This window comes from Paralysiella testudinis, from assembly GCF_016894345.1.
Lineage (GTDB): Bacteria > Pseudomonadota > Gammaproteobacteria > Burkholderiales > Neisseriaceae > Paralysiella > Paralysiella testudinis.
Genome location: NZ_CP069798.1, coordinates 1,323,668 through 1,348,761, shown reverse-complemented (window position 1 = coordinate 1,348,761; position 25,094 = coordinate 1,323,668). Strand labels below are relative to the sequence as shown.

Below are 25,094 nucleotides of genomic sequence, written 5' to 3'. Positions count from 1 at the left end.
CCTCCTTACTCACATCTGACTTTAGAGGTAATACCATGCGTTATTTTCACTTACTGATGGCCACCCCGTTGATTGCCTTGGCCGCCTGCTCCGGCCAAAGCCAAACCGCCGAATCCAGCGCCAGCGCCACCACTGCCGCCTCCACCCCACCTGCTGCCGCACTGAGCATGGACGAGCTGATTGCCAAGGCCAAAGCCGAAGGCCGTGTCAACAGCGTGGGCATGCCCGATACTTGGGCCAACTGGCAGGAAACCTGGGCCGATTTGCAAAAAGAATACGGCTTGGCACACCAAGACACCGACATGAGCTCGGCGCAAGAAATCGCCAAATTCGCCGCTGAAAAAGACAACGCCACCGCCGACATCGGCGATGTGGGCGCCACCTTCGGCCCGATTGCGGTAGACAAAGGCGTGGTACAGCCCTACAAACCCACCACTTGGGATCAAGTGCCCGACTGGGCCAAAGACAAAGACGGCAACTGGGTGATTGCCTACACCGGCACCATCGCCTTTATTGCCGACAAGCAACGCGTTAAAGATGTGCCCAAAAGCTGGGCGGATTTGAAAAACTCGCCCTATAAAATCACCGTAGGCGATGTGTCCAGCGCCAGCCAAGCCGTCAACGGCGTCTTGGCCGCCAACTACGCCTTGGGCGGCACCGAAGCCGATTTAACCCCCGCATTAAACTACTTTGCCGAGCTGGCCAAGCAAAAACGCTTGGCCATGGTAGACCCCTCGGTAGCCAATTTGGAAAAAGGCGAAGTGGAAGTGGCGGTGATATGGGACTTCAACGGCTTGAACTACCGCGATCAAATCGACACCAACCGCTTTGAGGTGGTGATTCCCAGCGATGGCTCAGTCACCTCCGGCTACGCCACCATCATCAACAAATACGCCAAAAACCCGCATGCCGCCATGCTTACGCGCGAGTTTATCTTCTCCGACAAAGGCCAGCTCAACTTGGCGCGCGGCTATGCCCGCCCCATCCGCTTCGAGCACCTGACCATCCCGGAAGACGTACAGAAAAAGCTGTTGCCGCAAGCGCAGTATGCCAAAGCCAAGCCGGTAACCGATGCCGCTGCATGGGAAAAGTCATCTAAAGAACTGCCGTCTTTATGGCAGCAAAAAGTGTTGATTAATCAATAATAAATCGTATTACCCGCCCGGCAAGGCTGCCTGAAAACGGCTTTACCGGGCTTTTACTTCTGTGCGTTATCTACCCATTTCAGGCAGCCTTATCATGTCATCCCATAAAGTTATTCTGGTTCTGCTCGACGGCCTAAACGCCACCACCGGCCTGCAATGCATGGGCTATTCACAAGCATTGTGCCAACAAGGGCTGGGGCGGGCTTATACCTTGGAATGCGAATTGCCGTCGATGTCGCGCCCCTTATACGAATGCGTGCTCACCGGCGTGCCGCCTGCGCAAAGCGGCATTTATCACAACAATGTGGTGCGTTTATCCCACGGGCAAAGCATTTTCCACTACGCCCGCGCCGCCGGCCTCACCACCGCCGCCGCCGCTTACCATTGGGTGAGCGAGCTGTACAACCACGCGCCGTTCAATGCCGCCAGCGATCGCCACACCGCCAACCCGGCACTGCCGATTCAATACGGCCATTTTTATTACCACGATGCCTACCCCGATTCGCATTTGTTCGACGATGCCGAACACCTGCGCCGCACCCACGCACCCCACTTTATGCTGGTGCACCCGATGAACATCGACGACGCCGGCCATCAAGCAGGCTACGACAGCAGCACCTACCGCAATGCCGCGCGCAAAGCCGATATTGCCCTGTCAGGCTACCTGCAAGCCTGGCTGGATGACGGCTACCAAGTGATTGTGACTGCCGACCACGGCATGAACAACGACCGCAGCCACGGCGGCATTCTGCCCGAAGAGCGCCAAGTACCGTTCTACACCTTTGGCAGCGCCTTTTCGCTGGCCGATGCCGCCATCCGCCAAACCGATATTTGCGGCACCGTGTGCCAGCTGCTCGGCGTGGCGCACGACAAACCCGTATGCGCGGAGCTGTTGGCATGAGCAGCGCCGCACCAGCCCAGCAACATCCGGTGCCACGCCGCCGCAAATTCGGCTTGGGCGCCTATGTAGCCGCCATGCCCTTTGCTTTGTTGGTTACCCTGTTTTTGCTGGCGCCACTGGCGTGGGTGGTAATCAATGCCTTTCGCAGCGACAGCGGCCAATTCAGCCTTACCAATTTAAGCGCCGTATTCACCAATGCGTTTTATTTTCAGGCGATGATGATTTCGCTCAAGCTCAGTTTGATTAGCAGCGTGGTCGGCTTATTGGTGGGCTTTCAAGGTGCTTATTCGCTGTATGCCATCCGCGAAACCCGCTTTGGCCAAGCGCTGGTGCTGATCAACAGCCTGTTGAGCAATTTCAGCGGCGTGCCGCTGGCCTTTGCCATCATGATTGTGTTCGGTAGTGCGGGCGTTGTGACCTTGCTGTTCCAAGCCTTTGGCATCAAGCTGCCGCTGGATGTGTATTCCTATAGCGGCATTTTAATCAGCTATATTTATTTTCAAATTCCATTGGCGATTTTGCTCTTGTACCCGGCGATTGAATCATTGAAGCCTGAATGGCAGGAAAACGCCTTTTTGCTTGGCTCTTCGTTTCGCGGCTATTTTGTCAAAGTGGCTATTCCAGTGCTGGCACCGGCGCTGCTGGGCACCTTTATCATCTTGTTTGCCAATGCCTTGGGCGCGTATGCCACCGCTTATGCACTCACCAACGGCAACTTCAACATCCTGCCCATCCGCATCTCCTCGCTGATTGCAGGCAACCTCACCTTGGAGCCGAATATGGCCGCCGCGCTGGCTTTGGTGCTGGTGAGCCTGATGATGATGATGACACTGATTCACCAATACCTGCTGCGCCGCTACCGGGAGTAAACCATGCACGCCCGTACCCGTTCTTTACATTATGCCTATCTGGCCGTGCTGATGCTGATTATGCTGGTGCCGGTAATCGCCACCTTTATGTATGCGCTCTCCAGTAGCTGGTCGCGCACCATCCTGCCAGAAGCGTGGACCATGCGTTGGATGGTGGACACTTGGACCAACCCGCGTTTTCTTAAAGCCAGCTTTTATTCGGTGCTGCTGAGCACCGTGGCCGCGGTATTGAGCATTGTGATTGTGTTTCCGGTGCTGATGGCGGTGCACACCAGCCACCCGAAATGGGAAAAATGGATCAACCCCATTTTGGTGCTGCCCTTCACTCTGCCGCCGGTGGTGGCTTCGGTGGGCATTATGCAGCTCTATTCCGGCTGGCTCAGTAGCTTTAGCGGCACATTTTTGATTATGGTGGGCTGTTATTTCACCATTGTGCTGCCGTTTGTGTACCGCTCGCTGGATAACAACTTGCGCGCCATCGGCGTTAAAGATTTGCTCGAAGCCTCGGCACTGCTCGGCGCCAGCCGCCTGCAAACCATTGTGCGCGTGCTGATGCCCAATTTAAAGCGCGGCTTGATGGTGGCGTTTTTTATCTCCATTGCCTTTTTGATCGGTGAGTTTGTGTTTATCAACATTCTTTCCGGCGGCCATATGGAAACCATCCAAATATACCTTTACAGCTTGAAAAACCGCTCCGGCCATTTGAGCAGTGCGGTGGTGATTTCCTACTTTATCGTGATGCTGCTGATTACCTTATTGGTGAGTTGGCTGAGCCGGGAGAAAAAAACATGAGCGAATTGGTGATTAAAAATGCCTATAAAGCGTTCGACTCACTGGTGGTGGTAGACCACCTCAACATCCACATTCCCGAAGGCTGCCTGCTCACCTTGCTGGGGCCTTCCGGCTGCGGCAAGTCTACCCTCTTGCGCTGTATTGCCGGGCTAGAAACCTTAGACGAAGGCCAGATTTTGCTGGGCGGCAGCGACATCACCCATCTGCGCCCGCAAAAACGCCACATCGCCATGGTGTTCCAACACTACGCCCTATTTCCCAATATGAATGTGGTGGAAAACATCGAATTCGGCCTGAAAATCAAAAAACTGCCCGCCGATGTGCGCGCCGCCAAAGTGCAAAAAGTGCTGGAATTGGTGGAGCTGCAAAGCTGCGCCAAACAAAAACCGGCGTCTTTATCCGGCGGCCAAAAACAGCGCGTGGCCTTGGCGCGCGGGCTGGTGATGGAGCCCAAATTGCTGCTGCTGGACGAGCCTCTATCCGCACTGGATGCGCGCATCCGCAAAAGCCTGCGCAGCCAAATCCGCGACATCCAAAAAGAATTGCAGCTCACCACCATTTTTGTGACCCACGACCAAGAAGAAGCCTTGGCCATGTCTGACCAAGTGGTGCTGCTCAACCAAGGGCGCATCGAGCAACACACTAGCCCGGAAGAGCTCTACAGCCGCCCCGCCAGCGAATTTGCCGCCGGTTTTATCGGCAACTACAATATGGGCAGCCTGCATGTATTCCGGCAAAACGGCCACCACAGCCCCCAAGCCGTGCGCCCGGAAACCATCCAAATCAGCTTGGAAAACGGCGATATTCCCGGCACCATCCAAAGCCGCACCCTCTTGGGCAGCGTGGTGCGCTACCGCGTGCACACTGCGCACGATGACGTGCTGAACGTAGACGTGCTCAACCACGGCCAACTGAGCACCTTGAGCGAAGGCATGGCGGTATTTCTCAGCATCCCCGCCGCCGCCGTGATTGCGCTGGCACCGGCACATTAGCCAAGGCAATACCAAACCATAGGGGCGGGCTTTATGCCCGCCCGTTTTGGGCATCATATCTGCTGTTTAAAGGCTGCCTGAAACCCAATACTCAACCCACGCACAACCCCATCTCGGATCTTATTTGCCATGCGCAAGATTGCCATCGTGGGCGCCGGCATTGTCGGCACCTGCACCGCTTGGGCTTTAAGCCAACGCGGCCACCAAGTTACCCTGTTTGAACAAGACAGCCCCATCAGCCACACCAGCCGCGCCTCTTCCAAACTGCTTCACGGCGGGCTGCGCTATTTGGAAACCGGTCAATTTTCTCTGGTACACAAAGCCTTGCAGGCACGCCGCTTTTGGTTACAACAGGCGCCGCATTTATGCCATCCCCTGCCCTTGCTGTTTCCCATCTACCGCCACAGCGGCCGCCCGCGCTGGCAAGTGGGCATTGGCCTGAAACTGTATGACCTGCTGGCACGCGGCAGCGGCTTTGCACCGGCACGATGGCTAAGCAGCGCCGACACCCTGCGCCACTATCCGGACCTCAACCCCAACGGCCTGCAAGGCGCCTACCGCTTTTTTGATGCGCAAATGGACGACCACGCGCTGGGTTTATGGGTGCTGGCGCAAACCCAAGCTCTAGGCACCGAATTGGTAACACAGCACCACATAGACAGCTTGGCCGAGCTGGCTGGATTCGACCATATCGTCAACGCCGCCGGCCCGTGGGTAATGGACTTGCGCCGCCAGCAGCCCGGTGCCGCCGAGCATCAAATCGATTGGGTGCGCGGCAGCCATCTGTTTATCAACCGCCCCTGCCCCGCAGCGCTGATGCTGCCGGTGCCGGGCGAGCAACGCATTTTCTTCGTGCTGCCCTACCAAGGCCGCACCCTAATCGGCACCACCGAAGTACGCCAAGCACATCCCGCCGCCGAAAACGCCAGCAGCGCCGAAATCGATTACCTCTTGGCTGCCCACAACCACTACCATCGCACCGAATTGCACGCCGCCGACATCGTCGCCACCTTCTCCGGCGTGCGCCCGCTGCTGAAAACCGCCGCCAACCCCAGCCAAGCCAAACGCGAATGGGCGTTTGAGCGCATCGACAATGTGCTGCACATCTACGGCGGCAAATGGACCACCGCACAGATTCAAGGCCAAGCGGCGGCGGATGTGTTGCTCAAAACCTGATTAACGAAAGATATAGTGAAATGCATAACAAAGCGCTACGGCGTTGCTGTGCCTTGCCGTACTACCTGTACTGTCTGCGGCTTCGCGCCTTGTATCACTTTATTCTTCATTTCACTATAGATACTGATTTTTCAAGGCTGCCTGAAACACAAACCGCCCTTACCGAACCACAATGCTTTACGCTGCTGGCGGTGCGCACAGCGCACTCTACGTCTACCCTATAACAACATGAATGATTCAATTTTTCAGGCAGCCGGAAAGCGGGTTTTGAGCTGGCCGATGTTTTAATGCTAACATCGTGCCTGTTCGAATTTATCTCTCGGAAAGCACCATGAACCCCGTTATCGACCTGCTCAGCCAACACCGCAGCTACCGCCATTTCAAAAACGGCCACACGCTGCCTGAAGCCGAAATTCAAGCCATCTTAACCGCCGCCCGCCAAGCACCGTCGTGGATGAACGGCCAGCACTACAGCATCATCCGCATCACCGATCCCGCCTTGCGCGCACAAATCGCCGCCGCACAGCCGGGCAATCCGCAAATCGCCAGCTGTAGCGAATTCTGGGTATTTGTGGCCGATGCCCACCGCGCCGAGCTGGCCAGCCGCGCCTACGCAGGCAGCTTTGCCGCCGCAGGCACACCCGACACCCTGCTCACCTTAAGCGTAGACACCGCCATGGCGGCGCAAAACACCATTGTGGCCGCCGAAAGCCTGGGCTATGCCATCTGCCCCATCGGCGGCCTGCGCCAGATTGCCACCCAATTGGTAGACTGGCTGGCACTGCCGCCGCACACCTTCCCGCTGTTTGGCCTGTGCATCGGCGTGGCCGACATCGACATGCGCCTCAAACCGCGCCTGCCACAACAAGCCGTGGTGTTTGAAAACCGCTACGCGCCCGACGCCCAATTGGAAGCCGATTTGGCCAGCTACGAGCACACCATGACCGCCTTTGGCGAAGCGCGCGAAAAACTGCCCTACCGCCAAAAATTCGCCCGCTATTACAGCCAAACCTATGTGCCTGCCAATATCGCACTGCTGAAACAACAAGGCTTGCTTACCCACCCCAACGGCTTGCCCGGCGATTTGGATTAAGCCGCACCAGCACGGTTAAGCAGCATGCCATAGCAAAGCAACCCAATATGCGGCCGTCTCATGCAGCGCAGCAATGGATTTCAGCCACAGCCGCAGGTGCTTGGGTTACAATGGCTGCCGTCTTTCAGGCAGCCTTTGCTATCAAAAGCGCCGCTTTGCTTCGTTCATCCACACCCTTTGCAAAAGGAATCTCCCATGTTTTCCAAAAGCGTTACCATTGAACAATACGATCCCGAATTGGCCGCCGCCATTGCCGATGAAAACCAGCGCCAACAAGACCATGTGGAACTGATTGCGTCGGAAAACTACGTTAGCTGCGCCGTAATGGAAGCCCAAGGCAGCCAGCTCACCAATAAATACGCCGAAGGCTACCCCGGCAAACGCTATTACGGCGGCTGCGAACATGTGGATGTGGCCGAGCAATTGGCCATCGACCGCTTAAAACAACTGTTTGGCGGCGAATATGTCAACGTGCAGCCGCATTCCGGCTCGCAAGCCAACCAAGCCGTGTACACCAGCGTGCTCAAACCGGGCGACACCATCATGGGCATGAGTTTGGCCCACGGCGGCCATCTCACCCACGGCGCTTCCGTTAATATTTCCGGCAAGCTCTACAATGTCATCAGCTACGGCTTGGATGAAAACGAAGTGCTCGACTATGCCGAAGTAGAGCGCCTGGCGCTGGAACACAAGCCCAAAATGATTGTGGCCGGCGCTTCCGCCTACGCACTGGAAATCGACTGGGCGCGTTTCCGCGAAATCGCCGACAAAGTAGGCGCTTATTTGTTTGTCGACATGGCACACTACGCCGGCCTGATTGCCGGTGGCGAATACCCAAGCCCGGTGCCGTTTGCCGACTTTGTCACCACCACCACCCACAAAACCCTGCGCGGCCCGCGCGGCGGCGTGATTATCTGCAAAACCGACGAACACGCCAAAGCGCTCAATTCGGCCATCTTCCCCAGCCTGCAAGGCGGCCCCTTAATGCACGTGATTGCCGCCAAAGCCGTGGCCTTCAAAGAAGCCTTACAACCCGAATTCAAAACTTACGCCAAACAAGTAAAAGCCAACGCCAAAGTGCTGGCCGAAACCTTGATTGCGCGCGGATTGCGCATTGTGTCCGGCCGCACCGAAAGCCATATGTTCCTGGTGGACTTACAGCCGAAAAAAATCACCGGTAAAGACGCCGAAGCCGTATTGGGCAAAGCGCACATTACCGTCAACAAAAATGCCATCCCCAACGACCCAGAAAAACCGTTCGTCACCTCCGGCGTGCGCCTGGGCACTGCTGCCATCACCACCCGCGGCTTTGGCGAAGCCGAAACCCGCGAGCTTGGCAACCTGATTGCCGACGTATTGGACGCCCCGCAAGACGAAGCCGTGATTGCCGCCACCGCCGCCAAAGTACAGGCTTTGTGCAGCAAACTGCCGGTATACGGCAACTAAGCGTTTTAATCTGTAGCAAAGGCTGCCTGAAATGTTTTAGCTTCGCAGAAGCTTTGTTTTCAGGCAGCCTTTTTTCGTATCACCAGCCGCTTTGATACTTTAAGAGCAAAGAAAATAAATCATAGAAGGCGGCGGGTCGCAGACGGTACAAATAGTGCGGAACAGAGTTTGTTGAATTTCTTTGCTATATTGCCCATCATTTAAATCAGACCATTCGCATGGATTTGCACCCAATCAAACGCCGGCATCTTCCCTGAGCAAGGTTTCCTTGCCGTCCGCATCTATGTGCGCAAAACAAAACATGCTACAATAGCGCCCGCACAAAAGACGGCATTCGGCCGTCTTATTTTATTGTTTTTATTGTTGATTCCAAGCCATTATGAGCCAGATTGCCCAGCAGGTTGCCCATCGGCGCACCTTTGCCATTATTTCCCACCCCGATGCGGGCAAAACCACCTTAACGGAAAAATTGCTGCTGTTTTCGGGTGCGATTCAAAGCGCCGGTACGGTAAAGGGCAAGAAGTCGGGCAAGTTTGCCACTTCCGACTGGATGGAAATTGAAAAACAACGCGGTATTTCGGTGGCCTCATCAGTGATGCAGTTCGACTACCACGCGCACACGGTGAATCTGCTCGACACCCCCGGCCACCAAGATTTCTCCGAAGACACCTACCGCGTGCTCACGGCGGTGGACAGCGCCTTGATGGTAATCGACGCGGCCAAGGGCGTGGAAGCGCAAACCATTAAGCTGTTAAACGTTTGCCGCTTGCGCCACACGCCGATTGTGACCTTTATGAACAAGTACGACCGCGAGGTGCGCGACTCGCTGGAATTGCTCGACGAAGTGGAAAGCGTGCTGCAAATCCGCTGCGCACCGGTCACTTGGCCGATTGGCATGGGCAAAAACTTCAAGGGCGTGTACCACATTCTCAATGACGAAGTGTATTTATTTGAGGCGGGCGGCGAAAAGCTGCCGCATGAATTCGATGTGGTTAAAGGCATTGATAACCCGCGCCTAAGCGAGCTGTTTCCGCTGGAAATGCAGCAATTGCGCGATGAAATTGAGCTGGTGCAGGCCGCCTCCAACGAATTTGATTTGGCCGCATTTTTGGCCGGCGAGCTCACGCCGGTGTTTTTCGGCTCGGCCATCAATAATTTCGGCGTGCAGGAAATTTTGAATTCGCTGATTGAATGGGCGCCGGCACCGCAGCCGCGCGACGCCACATCGCGCATGGTGGCACCGGCGGAAGACAAGTTCTCGGGCTTTGTGTTTAAAATTCAAGCCAATATGGATCCGAAACACCGCGACCGCATTGCCTTTTTGCGTGTGTGCTCCGGCCAATTTGAGCGTGGTATGAAGATGAAACACCTGCGCTTAAACCGCGACATTGCCGCTTCCAGCGTGGTCACGTTTATGTCGCACGACCGCGAGCTGGTGGAAGAGGCGTTTGCGGGTGATATTATCGGCATTCCCAACCACGGCAATATCCAGATTGGCGACAGCTTTTCCGAAGGCGAAATGCTGGCCTTTACCGGCATTCCGTTTTTCGCACCGGAGCTGTTTCGCAGCGTGCGCATTAAAAATCCGCTGAAAATGAAGCAATTGCAAAAAGGCCTGCAGCAATTGGGCGAAGAAGGTGCGGTGCAGGTGTTTAAACCACATTCGGGCGCCGACCTGATTTTGGGCGCCGTGGGTGTATTGCAGTTTGAAGTGGTCACCGCGCGGCTGGCGGCCGAATACGGCGTGGATGCGGTGTTTGATTCGGCCAGCATTTGGTCGGCGCGCTGGGTATCGTGCGACGACAAGAAAAAACTGGCCGAATTTGAAAAAGCCAATGCCGCCAATTTATCGATTGATGCGGGCGGCAATCTGGCCTATCTGGCACCAAACCGGGTAAATCTGGGCTTAACACAAGAGCGCTGGCCGGACATCGTATTCCACGAAACCCGTGAACATGCGGTGAATTTAAACGATTAAGCGCTTGCGGTATCGGCTGGTATTTCGATAAAAGGCTGCCTGAAAACTTTGCTTTCAGGCAGCCTTGTGTTATACCAATTCGAAAAAATAAGATAACAAGGCGAAACTGATTTACTTGGTGCTTTAGCACCCTAGTAAATCGTTCTCTTTGAGCTGAGCCGCAGACAGTACACCTAGTACGGAACAGAGTTTGTTGGCGCGCCTACGCCGTACAAAATCGTTCTCTTCGAGCTAAGGCGAGCCAACACAGTTAGGTTGTTTTTTCGAATTGGTATTATTGATTCAAGCCATTAACCCCGCAATTCCTTACGCAAAATTTTGCCCACATTGGATTTGGGCAATTCATCGCGGAATTCGATTTCTTTGGGTATTTTGTAGGCGGTGAGGTTTTGGCGACAATGGGCAATCACGTCTTCTTTGCTTAGCGCCGGGTCTTTTTTCACCACAAACAATTTCACCGCTTCGCCGGTTTTGTCGCTGTTCACGCCGATGCAGGCCACTTCCAGCACACCGGGCATTTGCGCCACCACGTCTTCGATTTCGTTGGGATACACATTAAAGCCCGACACCACAATCATGTCTTTTTTGCGATCCACCAGTTTGATAAAGCCTTGCTCGTCCATTATCGCCATATCGCCGGTGGCAAAAAAGCCCAGCTCATCAATCACTTTAGCGGTGTCTTCCGGACGCTGCCAATAGCCGCGCATCACTTGCGGCCCTTTAATCCACAATTCGCCGATTTCGCCCACCGGCAGGCTTTGGCGCTCGTCGTTGCGGATGTCTACCTCGGTATTGGAAATCGGCAGGCCGATACTGCCGTTATAAGCGGTCAGATTCAGCGGATTCATCGAAGCGGCAGGGCTGGTTTCGGTGAGGCCGTAGGCTTCAATCAAAGGGATGCCCACGGTTTGCTGCCAGCGATCGGCCACGGCTTTTTGCACCGCCATGCCGCCGCCCAAGGCCACTTTCCAGCTGGAGAAGTCCACACTGGCAAAATCTGGATTATTGAGCAGCGCATTAAACAGGGTGTTCACCCCGGTAATCACGCTCACCCGCTCTTGCTTTAAGGTTTTGACAAAGGCGGGAATATCGCGCGGATTGGTAATCAGCAGGTTTTTGGCGCCGTGGCGGGTAAACACCATCAAATTGGCGGTGAGCGAGAAAATGTGATACAGCGGCAAGGCGGTGACAATCACTTCTTCGCCGTCGCGCACATGGCGTCCAATCCATTCGCCCGCCTGCTGCATATTGGCCATAATATTGGCGTGGGTAAGCTCTGCGCCTTTGGCCACGCCGGTGGTGCCGCCGGTGTATTGCAAAAAGGCCAAGTCTTCCAATGTCACATCCACCGGCTGCAAAGCGTGCTGACTGCCCAGATTCAGCGCATCTTTCAAACGCACTGCGTGGGGAATGCGGTATTCGGGCACCATTTTTTTCACTTTGCGCAACACAAAGTTCACCAGTGTGCCTTTGAGCAGGCCAAGCATATCGCCCACGCTGGTGAGAATCACGTTTTTCACCGGTGTGCGCGGCAACACCTGCTCCAATGTATTGGCAAAATTTTCCAGCACCAAAATGGTGGTGGCGCCGCTGTCTTTAAGCTGATGCTCCAGCTCGCGCGGGGTATAGAGCGGGTTCACATTCACCACCACATAGCCCGCTTTCAAAATACCGAACACCGCCACCGGATATTGCAACACATTGGGCATCATCACCGCCACGCGCTCACCACGGGGCAGCTTGAGCACGTTTTGCAAATAGGAGGCAAACTGATCCACCAAGCGGGCGGTTTCGGCATAAGTTTGGGTAACACCCATATTGCTGAAGCCAGGCCGATTGCCAAACTTCTGCACCGCTTCATCAAATACCGCACCAATCGAAGCGTAAGCGCGCACGTCTACTTCGGCACGCACGCCCGGCTCATAACTTGATAACCAGATTTTTTCCATTGTTTCTCCTTGATGGGTAAGAACCGCATTTACTTTTTATTTAAATAATGACAAAAAAATAAACGATACAAACCAGCGTTTCCAAGCATGTACCATTCATTTTATTTTGAAAGACCATTATGGCCGATTTGGCGGTGTGAGACCAGTTGCACTGCACAATTGCAGCGGCTTATTCTTAACCTCGGGGGCTTGGTTAAATATAGTTGGCGTAGATACCATCTCTCGCATCAAGCCGCAATGGTTATTTTGGCCTGATATTCGCATTGGTGCTTCAACACACCAAAGCAAATCTGTACCAAGCGGCGCATCGCTGCGCCGATGGTCTGCATTTCCGTTTTGTTTCTGGCTTTCAGTCTGCGGTAATGCGCGTTAATATCCGGATTCCACGTTTTTGCAACCACCGCAGCCATATACAACTTAGCTCGTATGACCGAACTGCCCCGCTTGGAAAGCATGGCTTTGCCTTTGTGTTTGCCGGATTCCCGTTTTTCGGCACCAATCCCAAATAGGCAGCCATTTGCGAGGCGGAGGTAAAATGTTTGCTATGATAGAGCGCAACCATGCGCAATGAAACCACTTCACCTACACCGGGTATGCTGCGCAGTAAAGCACGGTCTTTTTCAAATCAGGATGCCGGTCAATATGTTGTTCGATTTCCTGTGTGATGGTGCTGATCTGCTGCTTCAAATTGGTCTGCATGGTGCTGATGGACTGGCTGACCGCTTCGGGAACAGCGCTGAATCCGGCTTTCTCCATGCGGTTGTCTTCACGCTGCAGATCGCTTTGCAGCGCATCTAGACGGGCTAGTAGTGCGTTGAGCCGCTTGATGTGGGGTGCAGCAGGCTGCCATTGGCGTACTTTGTGGTGCATGAGGCGGTCAATACCGGCTCTGGCCAGTGACTGGCTATCAGCCTTATCGGTTTTGTGCAAGCTGTCGTATTTGGCATAATGGGCACTGTCGGCAGGATTAAGCAGATAAACGGCGATGCCTTTGTTATGCAGATACTCTGCCAATGCTTCATGGTAAACGCCGGTGGCTTCCATGAAAATTTTGAGTAGGCTTAAGTCTTCACCGATGTTTTTATACAGCCATTCTGTCAGTTGGTTAAAGCCTTGGAGGTGGTTTGGCAATGCTTTGGTTTTGATTTTACTGCTGCCAATGTCGCGGATAAGAGCACAATCTAATTTGTTTTTGCTGATGTCGATGCCCAATACTTGGAAGTTCATCATAATCTATCCTTATTTATGCAGTGTCTTGCGGGCGCTGCCGCGCACTTGGATACCATTCAGATTGTAGGATGAGGTGTATGGCAGTGTTATCTACATTTCAGTGTCGGGCACTTGGGTCGGATACAGTTTGCTGCCATACGGGGCGGGAATAATACGCGTTTTACTCACCGCTTGAGAGATACAAGGTCGGATTCTTGAATCCGACATTTGCCCGAATAAGCCAAAACAATGCCATCTTGTTCCTTGAACAAGCGTCGGATTCAAGAATCCGACCTACGGACTTTAAGGCTGCCTGAAAGCAAAAAGCCAATAAAAAAGGCGAACATTCACAGCCCGCCTTTTTGATACAGATTTAACCGCGCAGCTCTTTACGCAGGATTTTGCCCACATTCGACTTGGGCAGCTCTTGGCGGAACTCGATGTCTTTGGGCACTTTATAGGCGGTAAGGTTTTGGCGGCAGAAAGCAATGATGTCTTCGGCCGTGAGCGCCGGATCTTTCTTCACCACAAACAGCTTGATTGCCTCGCCCGATTTTTCACTGTTCACGCCAACACAGGCCACTTCCAGCACGCCCGGCATTTCGGCCACCACGTCTTCCACTTCATTGGGATACACATTAAAGCCCGACACCACAATCATGTCTTTTTTGCGGTCCACCAGTTTCACATAGCCTTGCGCGTTCATAATCGCCACATCGCCAGTGGCCAAGTAGCCTTGTGCATCAATTGCTTTGGCGGTTTCATCCGCGCGCTGCCAGTAGCCGCGCATCACTTGCGGGCCTTTCACCCACAATTCGCCCGCTTCGCCCAAGGGCACTTCGCGGCCTTCATTATCGCGGATTTGCACATCGGTATTGGGAATCGGCAGGCCGATGCTGCCGGTGTATTCGGGAATGTTCAGCGGGTTCACACACACGCCGGGGCTGGTTTCGGTGAGGCCGTAAGCTTCAATCAGCGGGGTGCCGGTGATGCGTTTCCATTCTTGTGCCACCGCTTTTTGCACCGCCATACCGCCGCCGAGCGAGATTTTCCAAGTGGAAAAGTCAATACCGGCAAAATCGGGGTTGTGCACCAGCGCATTAAACAAGGTGTTCACGCCGGTGAGCACGGTAACTTGGTTGTTTTTCAGCTCTTTCACAAAGCCGGGAATGTCGCGCGGGTTGGTAATCAAGATGTTTTTGGCACCGGCTTTGGTGAAAATCATCAGGTTTACGGTGAGCGAAAAAATATGATACAGCGGCAAGGCGGTAACCACGGTTTCTTCGCCGTCCACCACTTTCGATTTAATCCACTCCCCCGCCTGCTGCATATTGGCCACGATATTGCCGTGGGTGAGCTCCGCGCCCTTGGCCACGCCGGTGGTGCCGCCGGTGTATTGCAAAAAGGCCAAATCTTCCAAGGTGAGCGCCAGCGGCTTAAACGGCTGCTGCTTGCCTTGTGCCAGCGCATCTTTAAAGCGCACCGCTTGGGCAATGCGGTATTCGGGCACCATTTTTTTCACTTTGCGCAACACAAAATTCACCAGCGTGCCTTTAAGCAGACCGAGCATATCGCCCACGCTGGCCACCACCACGTTTTTCACCGGCGTGCGCGGCAACACCAGCTCCAGTGTGTTGGCAAAGTTTTCCAGCACCACAATGGTGCTCACCCCCGCGTCTTTGAGCTGATGCTCCAACTCGCGCGGGGTGTACAGCGGATTCACATTCACTACCACGCAGCCGGCCTGCAAAATGCCGAACACCGCCACCGGATATTGCAACACATTGGGCATCATCACCGCCACGCGCTCGCCGCGGGGCAGCTTGAGCACGTTTTGCAGATAAGAAGCAAACTGGTCTACATAAGCGCCGGTTTCGGCATAGGTTTGGCTCACGCCCATATTGGTGTAGCCGGGACGGCCGCCGAATTTTTTCACGCTGTCGTGAAACACGTCCACAATCGAGCCGTAAGCGCGCACGTCTACTTCGGCACGCACGCCCGGCTCATAGCTGTTTAACCAGATTTTTTCCATGTCTGCTCCCTATTTTGTCATCGTGTTATTGTTCAGGCAGCCTAAAAGCCAAAACCACCTTTAAATTTAAATCCGAATGCTGTTGCTGTCGGTGCCGGCGATAATGCCGCCGCCCAAACACACATCGCCATCGTACAACACCGCCGACTGCCCCGGCGTTACCGCCCATTGCGGCGCGTCAAACACCAGCTGCGCGCGGCCGTTTTCCAGATAGCTAAGCTCGGCCATGGCATCGGCCATGCGGTAGCGGGTTTTCACACCGTAGCGCCCCGGCGACGGCTTTTCAGGCAGCGTAAAACTCAAATCGTGCATAACGAGGCTGTGACTGAACAACAGCGGATGATTATGCCCTTGCACCACCAGCAGCGTGTTGTGCGGCAAATCTTTACCGGCCACAAACCACGGCTCACCCGCGCCGCCGATGCCCAAGCCTTTGCGCTGGCCAAGGGTGTAATACATCAGCCCTTCGTGCCGCCCCACCACTTTGCCTTCGGGGCTAACCATATCGCCCGGATTGGTGGGCAGGTATTGCTGTAAAAACTGCCGAAACGGGCGCTCGCCAATAAAGCAAATGCCGGTGCTGTCTTTTTTGGCCGCCGTGGGCAATTGTGCCTGCTCTGCCAATAAGCGCACCTGCGGCTTGGCCAATTCCCCCAGCGGAAACAACGATTTGGCCAACTGGTGCGGCTGCAAACGGTATAAAAAATAGCTTTGGTCTTTATTGCCGTCCAAGCCTTTGAGCAGATAATGCACGCCACCGCGCACCTGTTTGCGGGCATAATGGCCGGTGGCAATCAGGTCGGCGCCACCGGCCAGTGCATAGTCCAAAAAACATTTAAACTTGATTTCGGCATTGCACAGCACATCGGGATTGGGGGTGCGTCCGGCTTGGTATTCCTGCAAAAAATAAGCGAATACATTGTCTTTGTATTCGGCGGCAAAATTCACAATATCAATGTCGATATCCAAAATATCGGCCACCGCCATGGCATCGAGCGAATCTTGCTTGATGGAGCAATATTGGTCGGTGTTGTCGTCTTCCCAGTTTTGCATAAAGATGCCGCGCACATCATGCCCGGCTTGTTTGAGCAAATGGGCGGTAACCGACGAATCCACGCCGCCGGAAAGCCCTACCACGATGCGGGAAGTTGGGAGTGTTGTGTTCATGTGTTTTTACCTAAAGCGCCGCAATTTTGCCATAGCCCACCGGGCTTGCGACAATAAAATTAGAGCAGCTATTCATGCGGCAATGCAGCATTTATTGAGCATACAGGCTGCCTGAACGGGTTTCAGGCAGCCTGTACATAATTGAAAATATTAATTTAAATGGATTTCCAACTTACACGCCGCGCATCCGCCGCAACACTTCTTCACGCCCAATCAAGGCCAGCACGGCGTCTACCGACGGGGTTTTGCCGGTGCCGCACACGGCCAAGCGCAGCGGCATGCCCAGTTGCCCCATTTTAATGCCTTCTTCGGCACAAAACGGCTTAAACAAAGCATGGATGGATTCGGCATCCCAATCGGCCACACCTTCGAGTTTGTCGGCAAAGCGCAGCATCCGCGCCGCCGCTTCATCGCTCCAGTGTTTGGCCAGTTCTTCTTCGCTGGGCGTGGCTTTGGCATAAAAATAGGCGCATTCGTCGGCCAGTTGGTTTAAGTCTTGCACCCGCTCTTTCACCAGCCCCATGATGTCGGCCAATGCTGGCTTCTCTGCAGCGGCAATGCCGCGCACGGCCAGGCGCGGGCGCACCAGTTCGGCCAAGGCATCGTTGGTGGTGGCTTTGATGTGTTGGGCATTGAGCCACAGCAGTTTTTCCTGATTAAAACGGCTGGCCGAAGGGCTCACGTCTTTTAAGTCGAACCAAGCCACAAATTGCGCCATATCGAAAAATTCATCGTCGCCATGCCCCCAGCCCAGCCGCGCCAGATAGTTGAGCAGCGCCACCGGCAAAATGCCTTGGCGGTCGTAATCCACCACGCTCACCGCATCGCGCCGCTTGCTCATTTTGGCGCCGGCTTCGTTTAAAATCATCGGCAAATGCGCGTATTGCGGCAAGGCACCGCCCATGGCTTGCAGGATGTTGATTTGCTTGGGGGTGTTGTTGACATGGTCGTCGCCGCGAATCACTTGGGTGATGCCCATATCGAAGTCGTCCACCACCACACAGAAGTTATAAGTGGGGCTGCCGTCGGCGCGGGCGATAATCAAGTCGTCCAGCTCGCTGTTGGCAATGTCGATGCGGCCTTTCACCAAGTCGTCCCAGCCGGTGCTGCCTTCCAGCGGCATTTTAAAGCGCACCACCGGCGCCACATCGGCGGGGATTTCAGGCAGCGTTTTGCCGCTTTCCGGCCGCCAACGGCGGTCGTACCAAAAATGCTCGCCGCGTGCTTCGGCTTCGGCACGCAAGGCATCCAGCTCTTCTTTACTGGTGTAGTCGTAATAAGCATGGCCGCCGGCCACCAGCTGCTGCAACACTTCGGCATAGCGCTCAAACCGCTGGGTTTGGTAAAACGGGCCTTCGTCGTAGCCCAAGCCCACCCAGTGCATACCGTCCAAAATGGCTTGCACCGATTCGGGCGTGGAGCGTTCCAAATCGGTGTCTTCGATGCGCAAAACAAATTGGCCGTGGTGTTTTTTGGCAAATGCCCACGAAAACAAAGCGGTGCGCACACCGCCAATGTGCAGAAAACCGGTGGGGCTGGGGGCAAAACGGGTACGAATCATGGCAACGGCTCAATCAATAAAAACAAAAGCGTATTGTACGCGCAAGGCTGCCTGAAAAAAACCCTGCCGCGTGTTATGCTGGTACCTTCTTTAACCTGCCACCGCAACACCATGAATACGCGCAAACGCATTGCTATTTTATACACCGGCGGCACCATCGGCATGATGCAAACCGAGCACGGCTTGGCACCGTGCGCCGATTTGGGCAGCCGCGCCCAAACCTGGCTTGGCGGGCAAATGGATACCGATTGGCATTTGGCCGCGCCTTTAATCGACTCTTCCGCCCTTACCCTGGCCGACTGGCAGCGCTGGCTGGCTTGGCTGCATCAACATTTAGATAACTACGACGGCGTGCTGATTCTGCACGGCACCGACACCCTTGCCTATAGCGCCAATCTGCTGGCACTGGCCCTGCCCGCATTGACTAAACCGGTGGTACTCACCGGCGCGCAATGGCCGCTGGGCGCACCGGGCAGCGATGCCCCGCTAAACCTGCAAACTGCACTGGCCGCCTTTGATTTGCCCGATTTAAAACACGTGGCCATCGCCTTTAATGGTGCCTTATACCGCGCCGTGGGCAGCAGCAAGGTGAGCACCGAACACGCCGCCGGTTTTGCCACCCCCCATTTTGCACCGCTGGGGCAATGGCAGCCCGAAAGCGGCTGGCAGCAACTGCGCCTGCACGAATTACCGCCGCCGCTCGGCCATGCCGCCCAAGCTACCGCTTTTAACCCGGCCGTCAACATCGTTTGCCACACCCTCACTCCCGGTGCCAACAGCGCCATGATTGCCCACAGCCTGCAACACTTTACCGCCGACGGCGTGGTGCTGGCCAGCTACGGCCACGGCAACGCCCCCGCCGATGCCGATTTACTCGCCGCCATCGCCGCCGTATGCGCCCAAGGCGTGCCGGTGCTCAACATCAGCCAAGTGGCCCAAGGCTGTGCCGCCGCCGTGTACGCCCAAGGCAGCGCCTTGCGTGCCGCCGGGGTGATTAACGGCGGCAAATGCAACCGCGAAACCGCCGTGGCCTTACTCACCCTAGCCGCCGCCAACGGCTGGACACAGCCGCAAATTGAGCAGATGTTGCGCCATTGGCAATTGTGGGTTTAGTTTCGAGCCGGTTCACAATCTTTTCTTTAAATATAAGGCTGCCTGAAAAGTTTTAGCGGTGCAGAAACGGCGTTTTAGCTACGCAGAAACTTCGTTTTAGGCAGCCTTGATACGACCAATCCAGCCTTTAATTTCGCAGCGCAAAACCAAACCCCAGATTTTCGGAATCGCGGTTGACAGCACTAGAGTGAAAGCGTAATGTTGGCAAAGAGTAAAAGGCGGCTGCATACGGCTTGCACAGCGAAACACAGCCGCCGTTTCTGCGCATCAACACCCCCAAAATTCCACCCGCAAACACGCCACCACCCACACTTTTGTTGGCAGTGCTGTGTGTGTTTTGCCCTGTTTTATTGCCGCTTCTATATCAAGGCATTGTTTATTATTTTAAGGAGAAACCCCCATGTCGTCATCCGTTGAAATCACCCAACGCCGCCTGGCCGCCACCGCCCGCGGTGTGGGCATTATGTGCGATTTTTACGCCGAACGCGCCGAAAACGCCGAAATCTGGACCACCGAAGGCAAGCGCTACATCGACTTTGCCGGCGGCATCGGCGTGCTCAACACCGGCCATTTGCACCCCAAAGTGCAGGCCGCCGTGGCCGAGCAGTTGCAAAAATTCAGCCACACCTGCTACCAAGTGGTGCCCTACGAAAGCTATGTGAGCGCGGCGGAAAAAATCAATGCCAAAGCCCCGGTGGGCGGCACAGCGAAAACCTTTTTCCTCACCTCCGGCGCCGAAGCGGTGGAAAACGCGGTTAAAGTGGCACGCGCCCACACCGGCCGCCGCGGCGTAATTGCCTTTTTTGGCGGCTACCATGGCCGCACCAACTTCACCCTCGGCCTCACCGGCAAAGTAGCGCCCTACAAACTGGGTTTCGGCCCCTTCCCCGCCGACATCGTACACGCGCCCTACCCCAATGAACTGCACGGCGTGAGCGTTGACGACGCATTGGCCGGGATTCAAAAAATCTTCAAAGCCACCATTGCCCCCACCGATGTGGCTGCCATTATTGTGGAGCCAGTGCAAGGCGAAGGCGGCTTTAACGTCACCCCGTTTGACTTTTTACAAGCCCTGCGCGAACTGTGTGATGAGCACGGCATTGTGTTGATTTTCGACGAAGTGCAAACCGGCTTTGCCCGCACCGGCAAACTGTTTGCCACCGAACACACCGGCGTGGCGCCCGACCTGATCACCATGGCCAAATCCATGGCCGGTGGCTTCCCCATTTCCGGCGTGGTTGGTAAAGCGGAAATCATTGATGCCCCCGCACCCGGCGGCTTGGGCGGCACTTATGCCGGCAGCCCCTTGGCATTGGCCGCCGTAGACGCCGTGCTCGACGTAATTGAAGAAGAGCAGCTGTGCCAACGCGCGCAAACCCTGGGCGATCAATTGCGCGCCCGCCTCGAAGGCCTGAAAGGCGACATCCCGCAAATCCGCATGGTGCGCGGCTTGGGCGGCATGATTGCGGTGGAATTTATGCAGCCGGGCAGCAACGAGCCCGACGCCGCCTTTGCCAAAAAAGCCCAAACCCACGCATTGGAAAACGGCCTGATTTTGCTCACCTGCGGCATGTACTACAACGTAATGCGCTTCCTGTTCCCGCTCACCATTCAAGACAATGTGTTTGCCGAAGCACTGGACAAAATGGAAGCCGCCCTGCGCCACGCGGCACAATAAGCAAAAGGAAGCAAAAGGCTGCCTGAAATTTTCAGGCAGCCTGTTTAAAATCCATTGGAAGGAAAATCTGATGCAATTGAAAGACCCCAGCCTGTTAAAAACACAGTGCTATATCGACGGCCAATGGCTTAATGCCGACAACGGCGCCGTGATTGCCGTTACCAACCCCGCCACCGGCGAACACATTGCCGACATCCCCAAAATGGGCGCTGCCGAAGCCGAGCGTGCCGTGGCCGCCGCCCAAACCGCCTTAAAAGGCTGGCAAGCCAAAAGCGCCAAAGAGCGCAGCGTGATTTTGCGCCGCTGGTTTGACCTGATGATGGCACACCAAGAAGACTTGGGCATCATCCTCACCAGCGAACAAGGCAAACCCTTGGCCGAAGCCAAAGGCGAAATCGCCTACGGTGCCTCCTACATCGAATGGTATGCCGAAGAAGGCAAACGCGTGTATGGCGACATCATCCCCGGCCCCGCTGCCGACAAACGCGTATTGGTTACCAAGCAGCCCATCGGCGTGTGCGCCGCCATCACCCCGTGGAACTTCCCCAACGCCATGATTACCCGCAAAGCCGCTCCGGCATTGGCTGCCGGTTGCAGCTTTGTGGTGCGCCCGGCTTCGCAAACGCCCTTATCGGCGCTGGCGATTGCCGAGCTGGCCCACCGCGCCGGTATTCCGGCCGGGGTGTTTAACGTGATTACCGGCGGCTCTTCCGAAATCGGCAAAGTGCTCACCGAAGACGACCGGGTTAAAAAATTCAGCTTCACCGGCTCCACCGAAGTGGGCCGCAAGCTGATTGCCCAATGCGCGGGCACCGTCAAAAAAGTGTCGATGGAATTGGGCGGCAACGCCCCCTTTATCGTGTTTAACGATGCCGACATCGATGCCGCCGTAGAAGGTGCCATGATTTCCAAATACCGCAACGCCGGCCAAACCTGCGTGTGCGCCAACCGCCTGTATGTGCAAAGCGGCGTCTACGATGCCTTTGTCGACAAACTCACCGCTGCCGTGGCCAAATTCTCCGTGGGCAACGGCTTGGATGCCGGTGTTAACTTCGGCCCGCTGATTGACCAAAACGCCTTGGCCAAAGTGCAAGAGCACATCGACGACGCCAAAGCCAAAGGCGGCGAAGTGGTGGCCGGTGGCCAGCCGCACGCCTTGGGCGGCTTGTTCTTCCAGCCCACCATCGTTAAAAACGTAACCCAAGCCATGAAAGTGGCCAAAGAAGAAACCTTCGGCCCCTTGGCACCCGTATTCAAATTTGAACACGAAGACGAAGTGGTGGGCTACGCCAACGACACCGAATTCGGCCTAGCCGCCTATTTCTACAGCCGCGACATCGGCCGCGTGGTGCGCGTATCCGAAAACCTCGAATACGGCATGGTGGCAGTCAACACCGGCATCCTCTCCAACGAAGCCGCACCGTTTGGCGGCGTAAAACAATCCGGCCTCGGTCGCGAAGGCTCTAAATACGGCATTGAGGACTATGTGGAAATTAAATATATTTTATTAGCGATATGATTTTAAAGTATTTAATTTTATTTTAATCATAAAATACCACTAAACCTACCACCAAAAAAGCAGACCACAAAGGTCTGCTTTTTCTACCCCGGCCGCGCCCAAAACAATCCATTATGACGGGAAAAGACCCCAACAACGGAGAACCCCATGAATATTCAAACCCTGCAAACCCATTACCAGGCACACCGGCAAAATTACAGCGAGCCCTTCCGCTTGCGCATTCACCGCTCACTCAGTTGGTTAGACAAAGCCGCCCACACCGCAGATGAGGATTTGGACAACCGCTTTATTATGCTGTGGATTGCTTTTAATGCTGCTTATGCCAAAGAAACAGCGGCCGGTGTATTGGGCTCTGAGCGCAGCGGTTTCCGCCATTTTCTGCAAACCTTGTGCCGTTTGGATACCGAGCAGCAAATTTACACATTGGTGTGGGAGTCGTTTCCCGGCAATATCCGCCTGTTGCTGGATAACCGCTATATTTTTCAGCCGTTTTGGGATTTCCACAACGGCCTGATTAGCGAAACCGCGTGGCAAGACGACTTTGCACGGGCGCGGCAAAAGGCGCATAAAGCGCTGGCCGCCAAAGACACCGACACCGTGCTGGCGGTGGTGTTCGACCGCCTCTACACCCTGCGCAACCAGCTTATCCACGGCGGTGCCACCTGCAATAGTTCGGTAAACCGTACCCAGCTTAAAGACGGCTGCGCCATTTTGCTGCGCTTTATGCCGCTGATGCTGTGGATTATGCAGCAAAACCACCAACACCCGGATTGGGGGCAGCCTTTCTATCCGGTGGTAAAAGATCAGTAGCCCAAATCAGCACCTGCTTATTCAAGGCTGCCTGAAACCTTGGCGACATTGCTCTACTCTGCTTCTGCTTGCTTCAGGCAGCCCCTGCCTTTAAAATAACACTTTATTGCATTGCAGCATTGCAGCATTTCAAATCATGAAAAGGCTGCCTGAACACATTTTTTAAACCTCTCACCCAGTAAGCGGCCTTGTCCGCCCCACCCAAAGACACCCACACCATGACCCAAGCTCAAATTCTGCTTTCCGCCTGCGCCGCTTTGGCGCTGGCTGCCTGTGGCGGCCAATCCAGCCAACCCGCTGCCGCTTCGGCTGCATCCACCCCTGCCGCAGCCTCTGCGGCCAGCAGCGCCGCCACAAGCAGCCTGCCGCAAACCGATGCGCTCAATATCTACAACTGGTCGAACTATGTCGATGAAAGCACGGTAAGCGATTTTGCCAAAGCCCAAGGCATCAAATTGAACTACGATTTGTATGAAAACAACGAAACGCTGGAAGCCAAAATGCTCACTGGCAAATCCGGCTACGACCTGGTGGTGCCCGGCATTGCCTTTTTGCCGCGCCAAATCAATGCTGGTGCGTATCAAAAAGTGCACAAAGATTTGATTCCCAACTATAAAAATATCGACCCACAATTGCTCACCATGCTGGCCGAAGCGGATCCGGGCAATGAATATGCCGTGCCGTATTTCAGCGGCGTCAACACCTTGGCCATCACCGACAAAGCCAAAGAAATCTTGGGTGGCAAGCTGCCTGAAAACGAATGGGACTTGCTGTTCAAACCCGAATACACCAATAAGCTGAAGCAATGCGGCATTGCCCTGTGGGACACCCCCAGCGAAATGTTCCCCATTGTGCTGAACTACATGGGCAAAGACCCCAAAGGCAGCAACCCCGACGACATCAAGGCCGCAGCCGAAGTGCTGCAAGCCATCCGCCCCGACATCAAGCGTTTCAGCCCCTCAGTGATTGACGAATTGGCGCGCGGCGACGTGTGCTTGGCCGCAGGCAACGGCGGCGACTTAAACATGGCCAAAGCGCGCACCGAAGAAACCGCCAACGGCGTGAACATCACCGTGCTCACCCCCAAAGGCATGGGTTTTTGGATTGAATCGTGGCTGATTCCGGCCGATGCCAAAAACGTGCTCAATGCGCACAAATACATCAACAACACCTTGGATGCCGAAGTGGCGGCCAAAAACGGCAATGCGGTGACCTTTGCCCCCGCCAGCCTGCCCGCACGCGACAAAATGGACCCCAAATTGGTGGCCGTGCGCTCCATTTTCCCCAATGCCGACGACATGAAACACGGCTTTGTAATGCCGCAAATGAGCGACGACGCCAAAAGACTGAGCGTGCGCCTGTGGCAGCAAATCAAAGTGGGCAGCCACTAAGAGTCAAACCCATTCACGATATTTTATTGTGAACCGGCTCTAAAAAACCGCCTTAATCGGGCTGCGCTGATTTTCAGGCAGCCCGATATTTTTACAGCGCCCCGGCAATATGTTCTAATGCCGCTTTACTTCACCTTCACCGGATAAACCGCCATGTCATCACGCAAACTTTCCCTGCTCATCACCACCTTGGCCGCCAGCCTTGCCTTGGCCGCTTGCAACAACAGCAACAACGGCTTTAGCAACGGCGAAACCGGCAGCAGCCCCACCGCT

At 55.0% G+C, this 25,094-nt stretch carries 19 protein-coding genes and 1 pseudogene; 14 read left to right on the top strand and 6 right to left on the bottom strand.

Going from position 1 to position 25,094, the window contains the following annotated elements; translation table 11 throughout:
• Nucleotides 1-35 precede the first annotated feature (35 nt).
• The 9 genes from JQU52_RS06965 (at nt 36) to JQU52_RS06925 (ending at nt 10,392) form a co-directional block, all read left to right on the top strand.
• Nucleotides 36-1,145 (top strand): ABC transporter substrate-binding protein, encoded by a 1,110-nt coding sequence (locus JQU52_RS06965; protein WP_230340392.1) that lies wholly within the window; start codon nt 36-38, stop codon nt 1,143-1,145.
• Nucleotides 1,146-1,239: 94 nt separating this feature from the next.
• Nucleotides 1,240-2,046: an alkaline phosphatase family protein gene (locus tag JQU52_RS06960; protein ID WP_230340391.1), complete on the top strand. Its 807-nt coding sequence runs from the start codon at nt 1,240-1,242 to the stop codon at nt 2,044-2,046.
• Nucleotides 2,043-2,915, top strand: a complete 873-nt coding sequence (locus tag JQU52_RS06955; protein ID WP_230340390.1) for an ABC transporter permease — start codon at nt 2,043-2,045, stop codon at nt 2,913-2,915. The genes JQU52_RS06960 and JQU52_RS06955 overlap by 4 nt, the downstream gene beginning before the upstream one ends.
• Before the next feature lie 3 nt (nt 2,916-2,918).
• Nucleotides 2,919-3,707, top strand: a complete 789-nt coding sequence (locus JQU52_RS06950; RefSeq protein WP_230340389.1) for an ABC transporter permease — start codon at nt 2,919-2,921, stop codon at nt 3,705-3,707.
• Nucleotides 3,704-4,699, top strand: a complete 996-nt coding sequence (locus tag JQU52_RS06945; RefSeq protein ID WP_230340388.1) for an ABC transporter ATP-binding protein — start codon at nt 3,704-3,706, stop codon at nt 4,697-4,699. The genes JQU52_RS06950 and JQU52_RS06945 overlap by 4 nt, the downstream gene beginning before the upstream one ends.
• A 129-nt stretch (nt 4,700-4,828) precedes the next feature.
• Nucleotides 4,829-5,875, top strand: a complete 1,047-nt coding sequence (locus tag JQU52_RS06940; RefSeq protein WP_230340387.1) for a glycerol-3-phosphate dehydrogenase/oxidase — start codon at nt 4,829-4,831, stop codon at nt 5,873-5,875.
• A 331-nt stretch (nt 5,876-6,206) separates the two neighbouring features.
• Complete coding sequence (locus tag JQU52_RS06935) at nt 6,207-6,968, top strand: nitroreductase family protein (RefSeq protein WP_230340386.1); 762 nt, start codon at nt 6,207-6,209, stop codon at nt 6,966-6,968.
• Between the two features lie 195 nt (nt 6,969-7,163).
• Nucleotides 7,164-8,414: a serine hydroxymethyltransferase gene (glyA, locus tag JQU52_RS06930; protein ID WP_230340385.1), complete on the top strand. Its 1,251-nt coding sequence runs from the start codon at nt 7,164-7,166 to the stop codon at nt 8,412-8,414.
• Between the two features lie 379 nt (nt 8,415-8,793).
• Entirely contained in the window at nt 8,794-10,392 is a 1,599-nt protein-coding gene (locus JQU52_RS06925) for a peptide chain release factor 3 (protein ID WP_230340384.1), read from the top strand.
• A 290-nt stretch (nt 10,393-10,682) separates the two neighbouring features.
• On the opposite strand, the gene JQU52_RS06920 is transcribed toward JQU52_RS06925, so the two are convergent.
• From JQU52_RS06920 to gltX, 6 genes and pseudogenes are all read right to left on the bottom strand, one after another.
• Nucleotides 10,683-12,341 carry an AMP-binding protein gene (locus JQU52_RS06920; protein WP_230340383.1) on the bottom strand — a complete coding sequence of 553 codons (1,659 nt, stop codon included), beginning with the start codon at nt 12,339-12,341 and terminating at the stop codon, nt 10,683-10,685.
• Between the two features lie 227 nt (nt 12,342-12,568).
• Nucleotides 12,569-12,903, bottom strand: a pseudogene (locus JQU52_RS06915) (transposase).
• Between the two features lie 20 nt (nt 12,904-12,923).
• Entirely contained in the window at nt 12,924-13,571 is a 648-nt protein-coding gene (locus JQU52_RS06910) for an IS110 family transposase (RefSeq protein WP_230338180.1), read from the bottom strand.
• A gap of 352 nt (nt 13,572-13,923) precedes the next feature.
• Entirely contained in the window at nt 13,924-15,582 is a 1,659-nt protein-coding gene (locus tag JQU52_RS06905) for an AMP-binding protein (RefSeq protein WP_230340382.1), read from the bottom strand.
• Nucleotides 15,583-15,648: 66 nt separating this feature from the next.
• Entirely contained in the window at nt 15,649-16,749 is a 1,101-nt protein-coding gene (gene mnmA, locus JQU52_RS06900; protein WP_230340381.1) for a tRNA 2-thiouridine(34) synthase MnmA, read from the bottom strand.
• Nucleotides 16,750-16,921: 172 nt separating this feature from the next.
• Nucleotides 16,922-18,310: a glutamate--tRNA ligase gene (gltX, locus tag JQU52_RS06895; protein ID WP_230340380.1), complete on the bottom strand. Its 1,389-nt coding sequence runs from the start codon at nt 18,308-18,310 to the stop codon at nt 16,922-16,924.
• 111 nt (nt 18,311-18,421) lie between these two features.
• On the opposite strand from gltX, the gene JQU52_RS06890 reads away from it, so the two are divergent.
• The 5 genes from JQU52_RS06890 to JQU52_RS06870 all read left to right on the top strand — a co-directional run bounded on the left by JQU52_RS06890 (nt 18,422) and on the right by JQU52_RS06870 (nt 24,821).
• Nucleotides 18,422-19,423, top strand: coding sequence for an asparaginase domain-containing protein (locus JQU52_RS06890; protein ID WP_230340379.1), 1,002 nt, complete (start codon nt 18,422-18,424; stop codon nt 19,421-19,423).
• A gap of 400 nt (nt 19,424-19,823) precedes the next feature.
• A complete protein-coding gene (gene gabT, locus JQU52_RS06885; RefSeq protein ID WP_230340378.1) occupies nt 19,824-21,101 on the top strand; it encodes a 4-aminobutyrate--2-oxoglutarate transaminase in 1,278 nt (425 codons plus the stop codon).
• Nucleotides 21,102-21,168: 67 nt separating this feature from the next.
• Nucleotides 21,169-22,620 carry an NAD-dependent succinate-semialdehyde dehydrogenase gene (locus JQU52_RS06880; protein ID WP_379061412.1) on the top strand — a complete coding sequence of 484 codons (1,452 nt, stop codon included), beginning with the start codon at nt 21,169-21,171 and terminating at the stop codon, nt 22,618-22,620.
• Between the two features lie 147 nt (nt 22,621-22,767).
• On the top strand, nt 22,768-23,430 hold the full coding sequence (locus JQU52_RS06875) for a HEPN domain-containing protein (RefSeq protein ID WP_230340376.1): 663 nt from the start codon (nt 22,768-22,770) through the stop codon (nt 23,428-23,430).
• 218 nt (nt 23,431-23,648) lie between these two features.
• Nucleotides 23,649-24,821 (top strand): extracellular solute-binding protein, encoded by a 1,173-nt coding sequence (locus JQU52_RS06870; protein WP_230340539.1) that lies wholly within the window; start codon nt 23,649-23,651, stop codon nt 24,819-24,821.
• Nucleotides 24,822-25,094 lie beyond the last annotated feature (273 nt).

Excerpts from the sequence above, each read along its gene's own strand:
- mnmA (WP_230340381.1), bottom strand. The coding sequence starts at position 16,749 with ATGAACACAACACTCCCAACTTCCCGCATCGTGGTAGGGCTTTCCGGC.
- JQU52_RS06935 (WP_230340386.1), top strand. The coding sequence starts at position 6,207 with ATGAACCCCGTTATCGACCTGCTCAGCCAACACCGCAGCTACCGCCAT.
- JQU52_RS06925 (WP_230340384.1), top strand. The coding sequence starts at position 8,794 with ATGAGCCAGATTGCCCAGCAGGTTGCCCATCGGCGCACCTTTGCCATT.
- JQU52_RS06920 (WP_230340383.1), bottom strand. The coding sequence starts at position 12,341 with ATGGAAAAAATCTGGTTATCAAGTTATGAGCCGGGCGTGCGTGCCGAA.
- JQU52_RS06960 (WP_230340391.1), top strand. The coding sequence starts at position 1,240 with ATGTCATCCCATAAAGTTATTCTGGTTCTGCTCGACGGCCTAAACGCC.
- JQU52_RS06905 (WP_230340382.1), bottom strand. The coding sequence starts at position 15,582 with ATGGAAAAAATCTGGTTAAACAGCTATGAGCCGGGCGTGCGTGCCGAA.
- JQU52_RS06955 (WP_230340390.1), top strand. The coding sequence starts at position 2,043 with ATGAGCAGCGCCGCACCAGCCCAGCAACATCCGGTGCCACGCCGCCGC.
- JQU52_RS06940 (WP_230340387.1), top strand. The coding sequence starts at position 4,829 with ATGCGCAAGATTGCCATCGTGGGCGCCGGCATTGTCGGCACCTGCACC.
- JQU52_RS06910 (WP_230338180.1), bottom strand. The coding sequence starts at position 13,571 with ATGATGAACTTCCAAGTATTGGGCATCGACATCAGCAAAAACAAATTA.
- JQU52_RS06945 (WP_230340388.1), top strand. The coding sequence starts at position 3,704 with ATGAGCGAATTGGTGATTAAAAATGCCTATAAAGCGTTCGACTCACTG.
- glyA (WP_230340385.1), top strand. The coding sequence starts at position 7,164 with ATGTTTTCCAAAAGCGTTACCATTGAACAATACGATCCCGAATTGGCC.
- JQU52_RS06965 (WP_230340392.1), top strand. The coding sequence starts at position 36 with ATGCGTTATTTTCACTTACTGATGGCCACCCCGTTGATTGCCTTGGCC.
- JQU52_RS06890 (WP_230340379.1), top strand. The coding sequence starts at position 18,422 with ATGAATACGCGCAAACGCATTGCTATTTTATACACCGGCGGCACCATC.
- JQU52_RS06950 (WP_230340389.1), top strand. The coding sequence starts at position 2,919 with ATGCACGCCCGTACCCGTTCTTTACATTATGCCTATCTGGCCGTGCTG.
- gabT (WP_230340378.1), top strand. The coding sequence starts at position 19,824 with ATGTCGTCATCCGTTGAAATCACCCAACGCCGCCTGGCCGCCACCGCC.
- JQU52_RS06870 (WP_230340539.1), top strand. The coding sequence starts at position 23,649 with ATGACCCAAGCTCAAATTCTGCTTTCCGCCTGCGCCGCTTTGGCGCTG.
- JQU52_RS06875 (WP_230340376.1), top strand. The coding sequence starts at position 22,768 with ATGAATATTCAAACCCTGCAAACCCATTACCAGGCACACCGGCAAAAT.
- gltX (WP_230340380.1), bottom strand. The coding sequence starts at position 18,310 with ATGATTCGTACCCGTTTTGCCCCCAGCCCCACCGGTTTTCTGCACATT.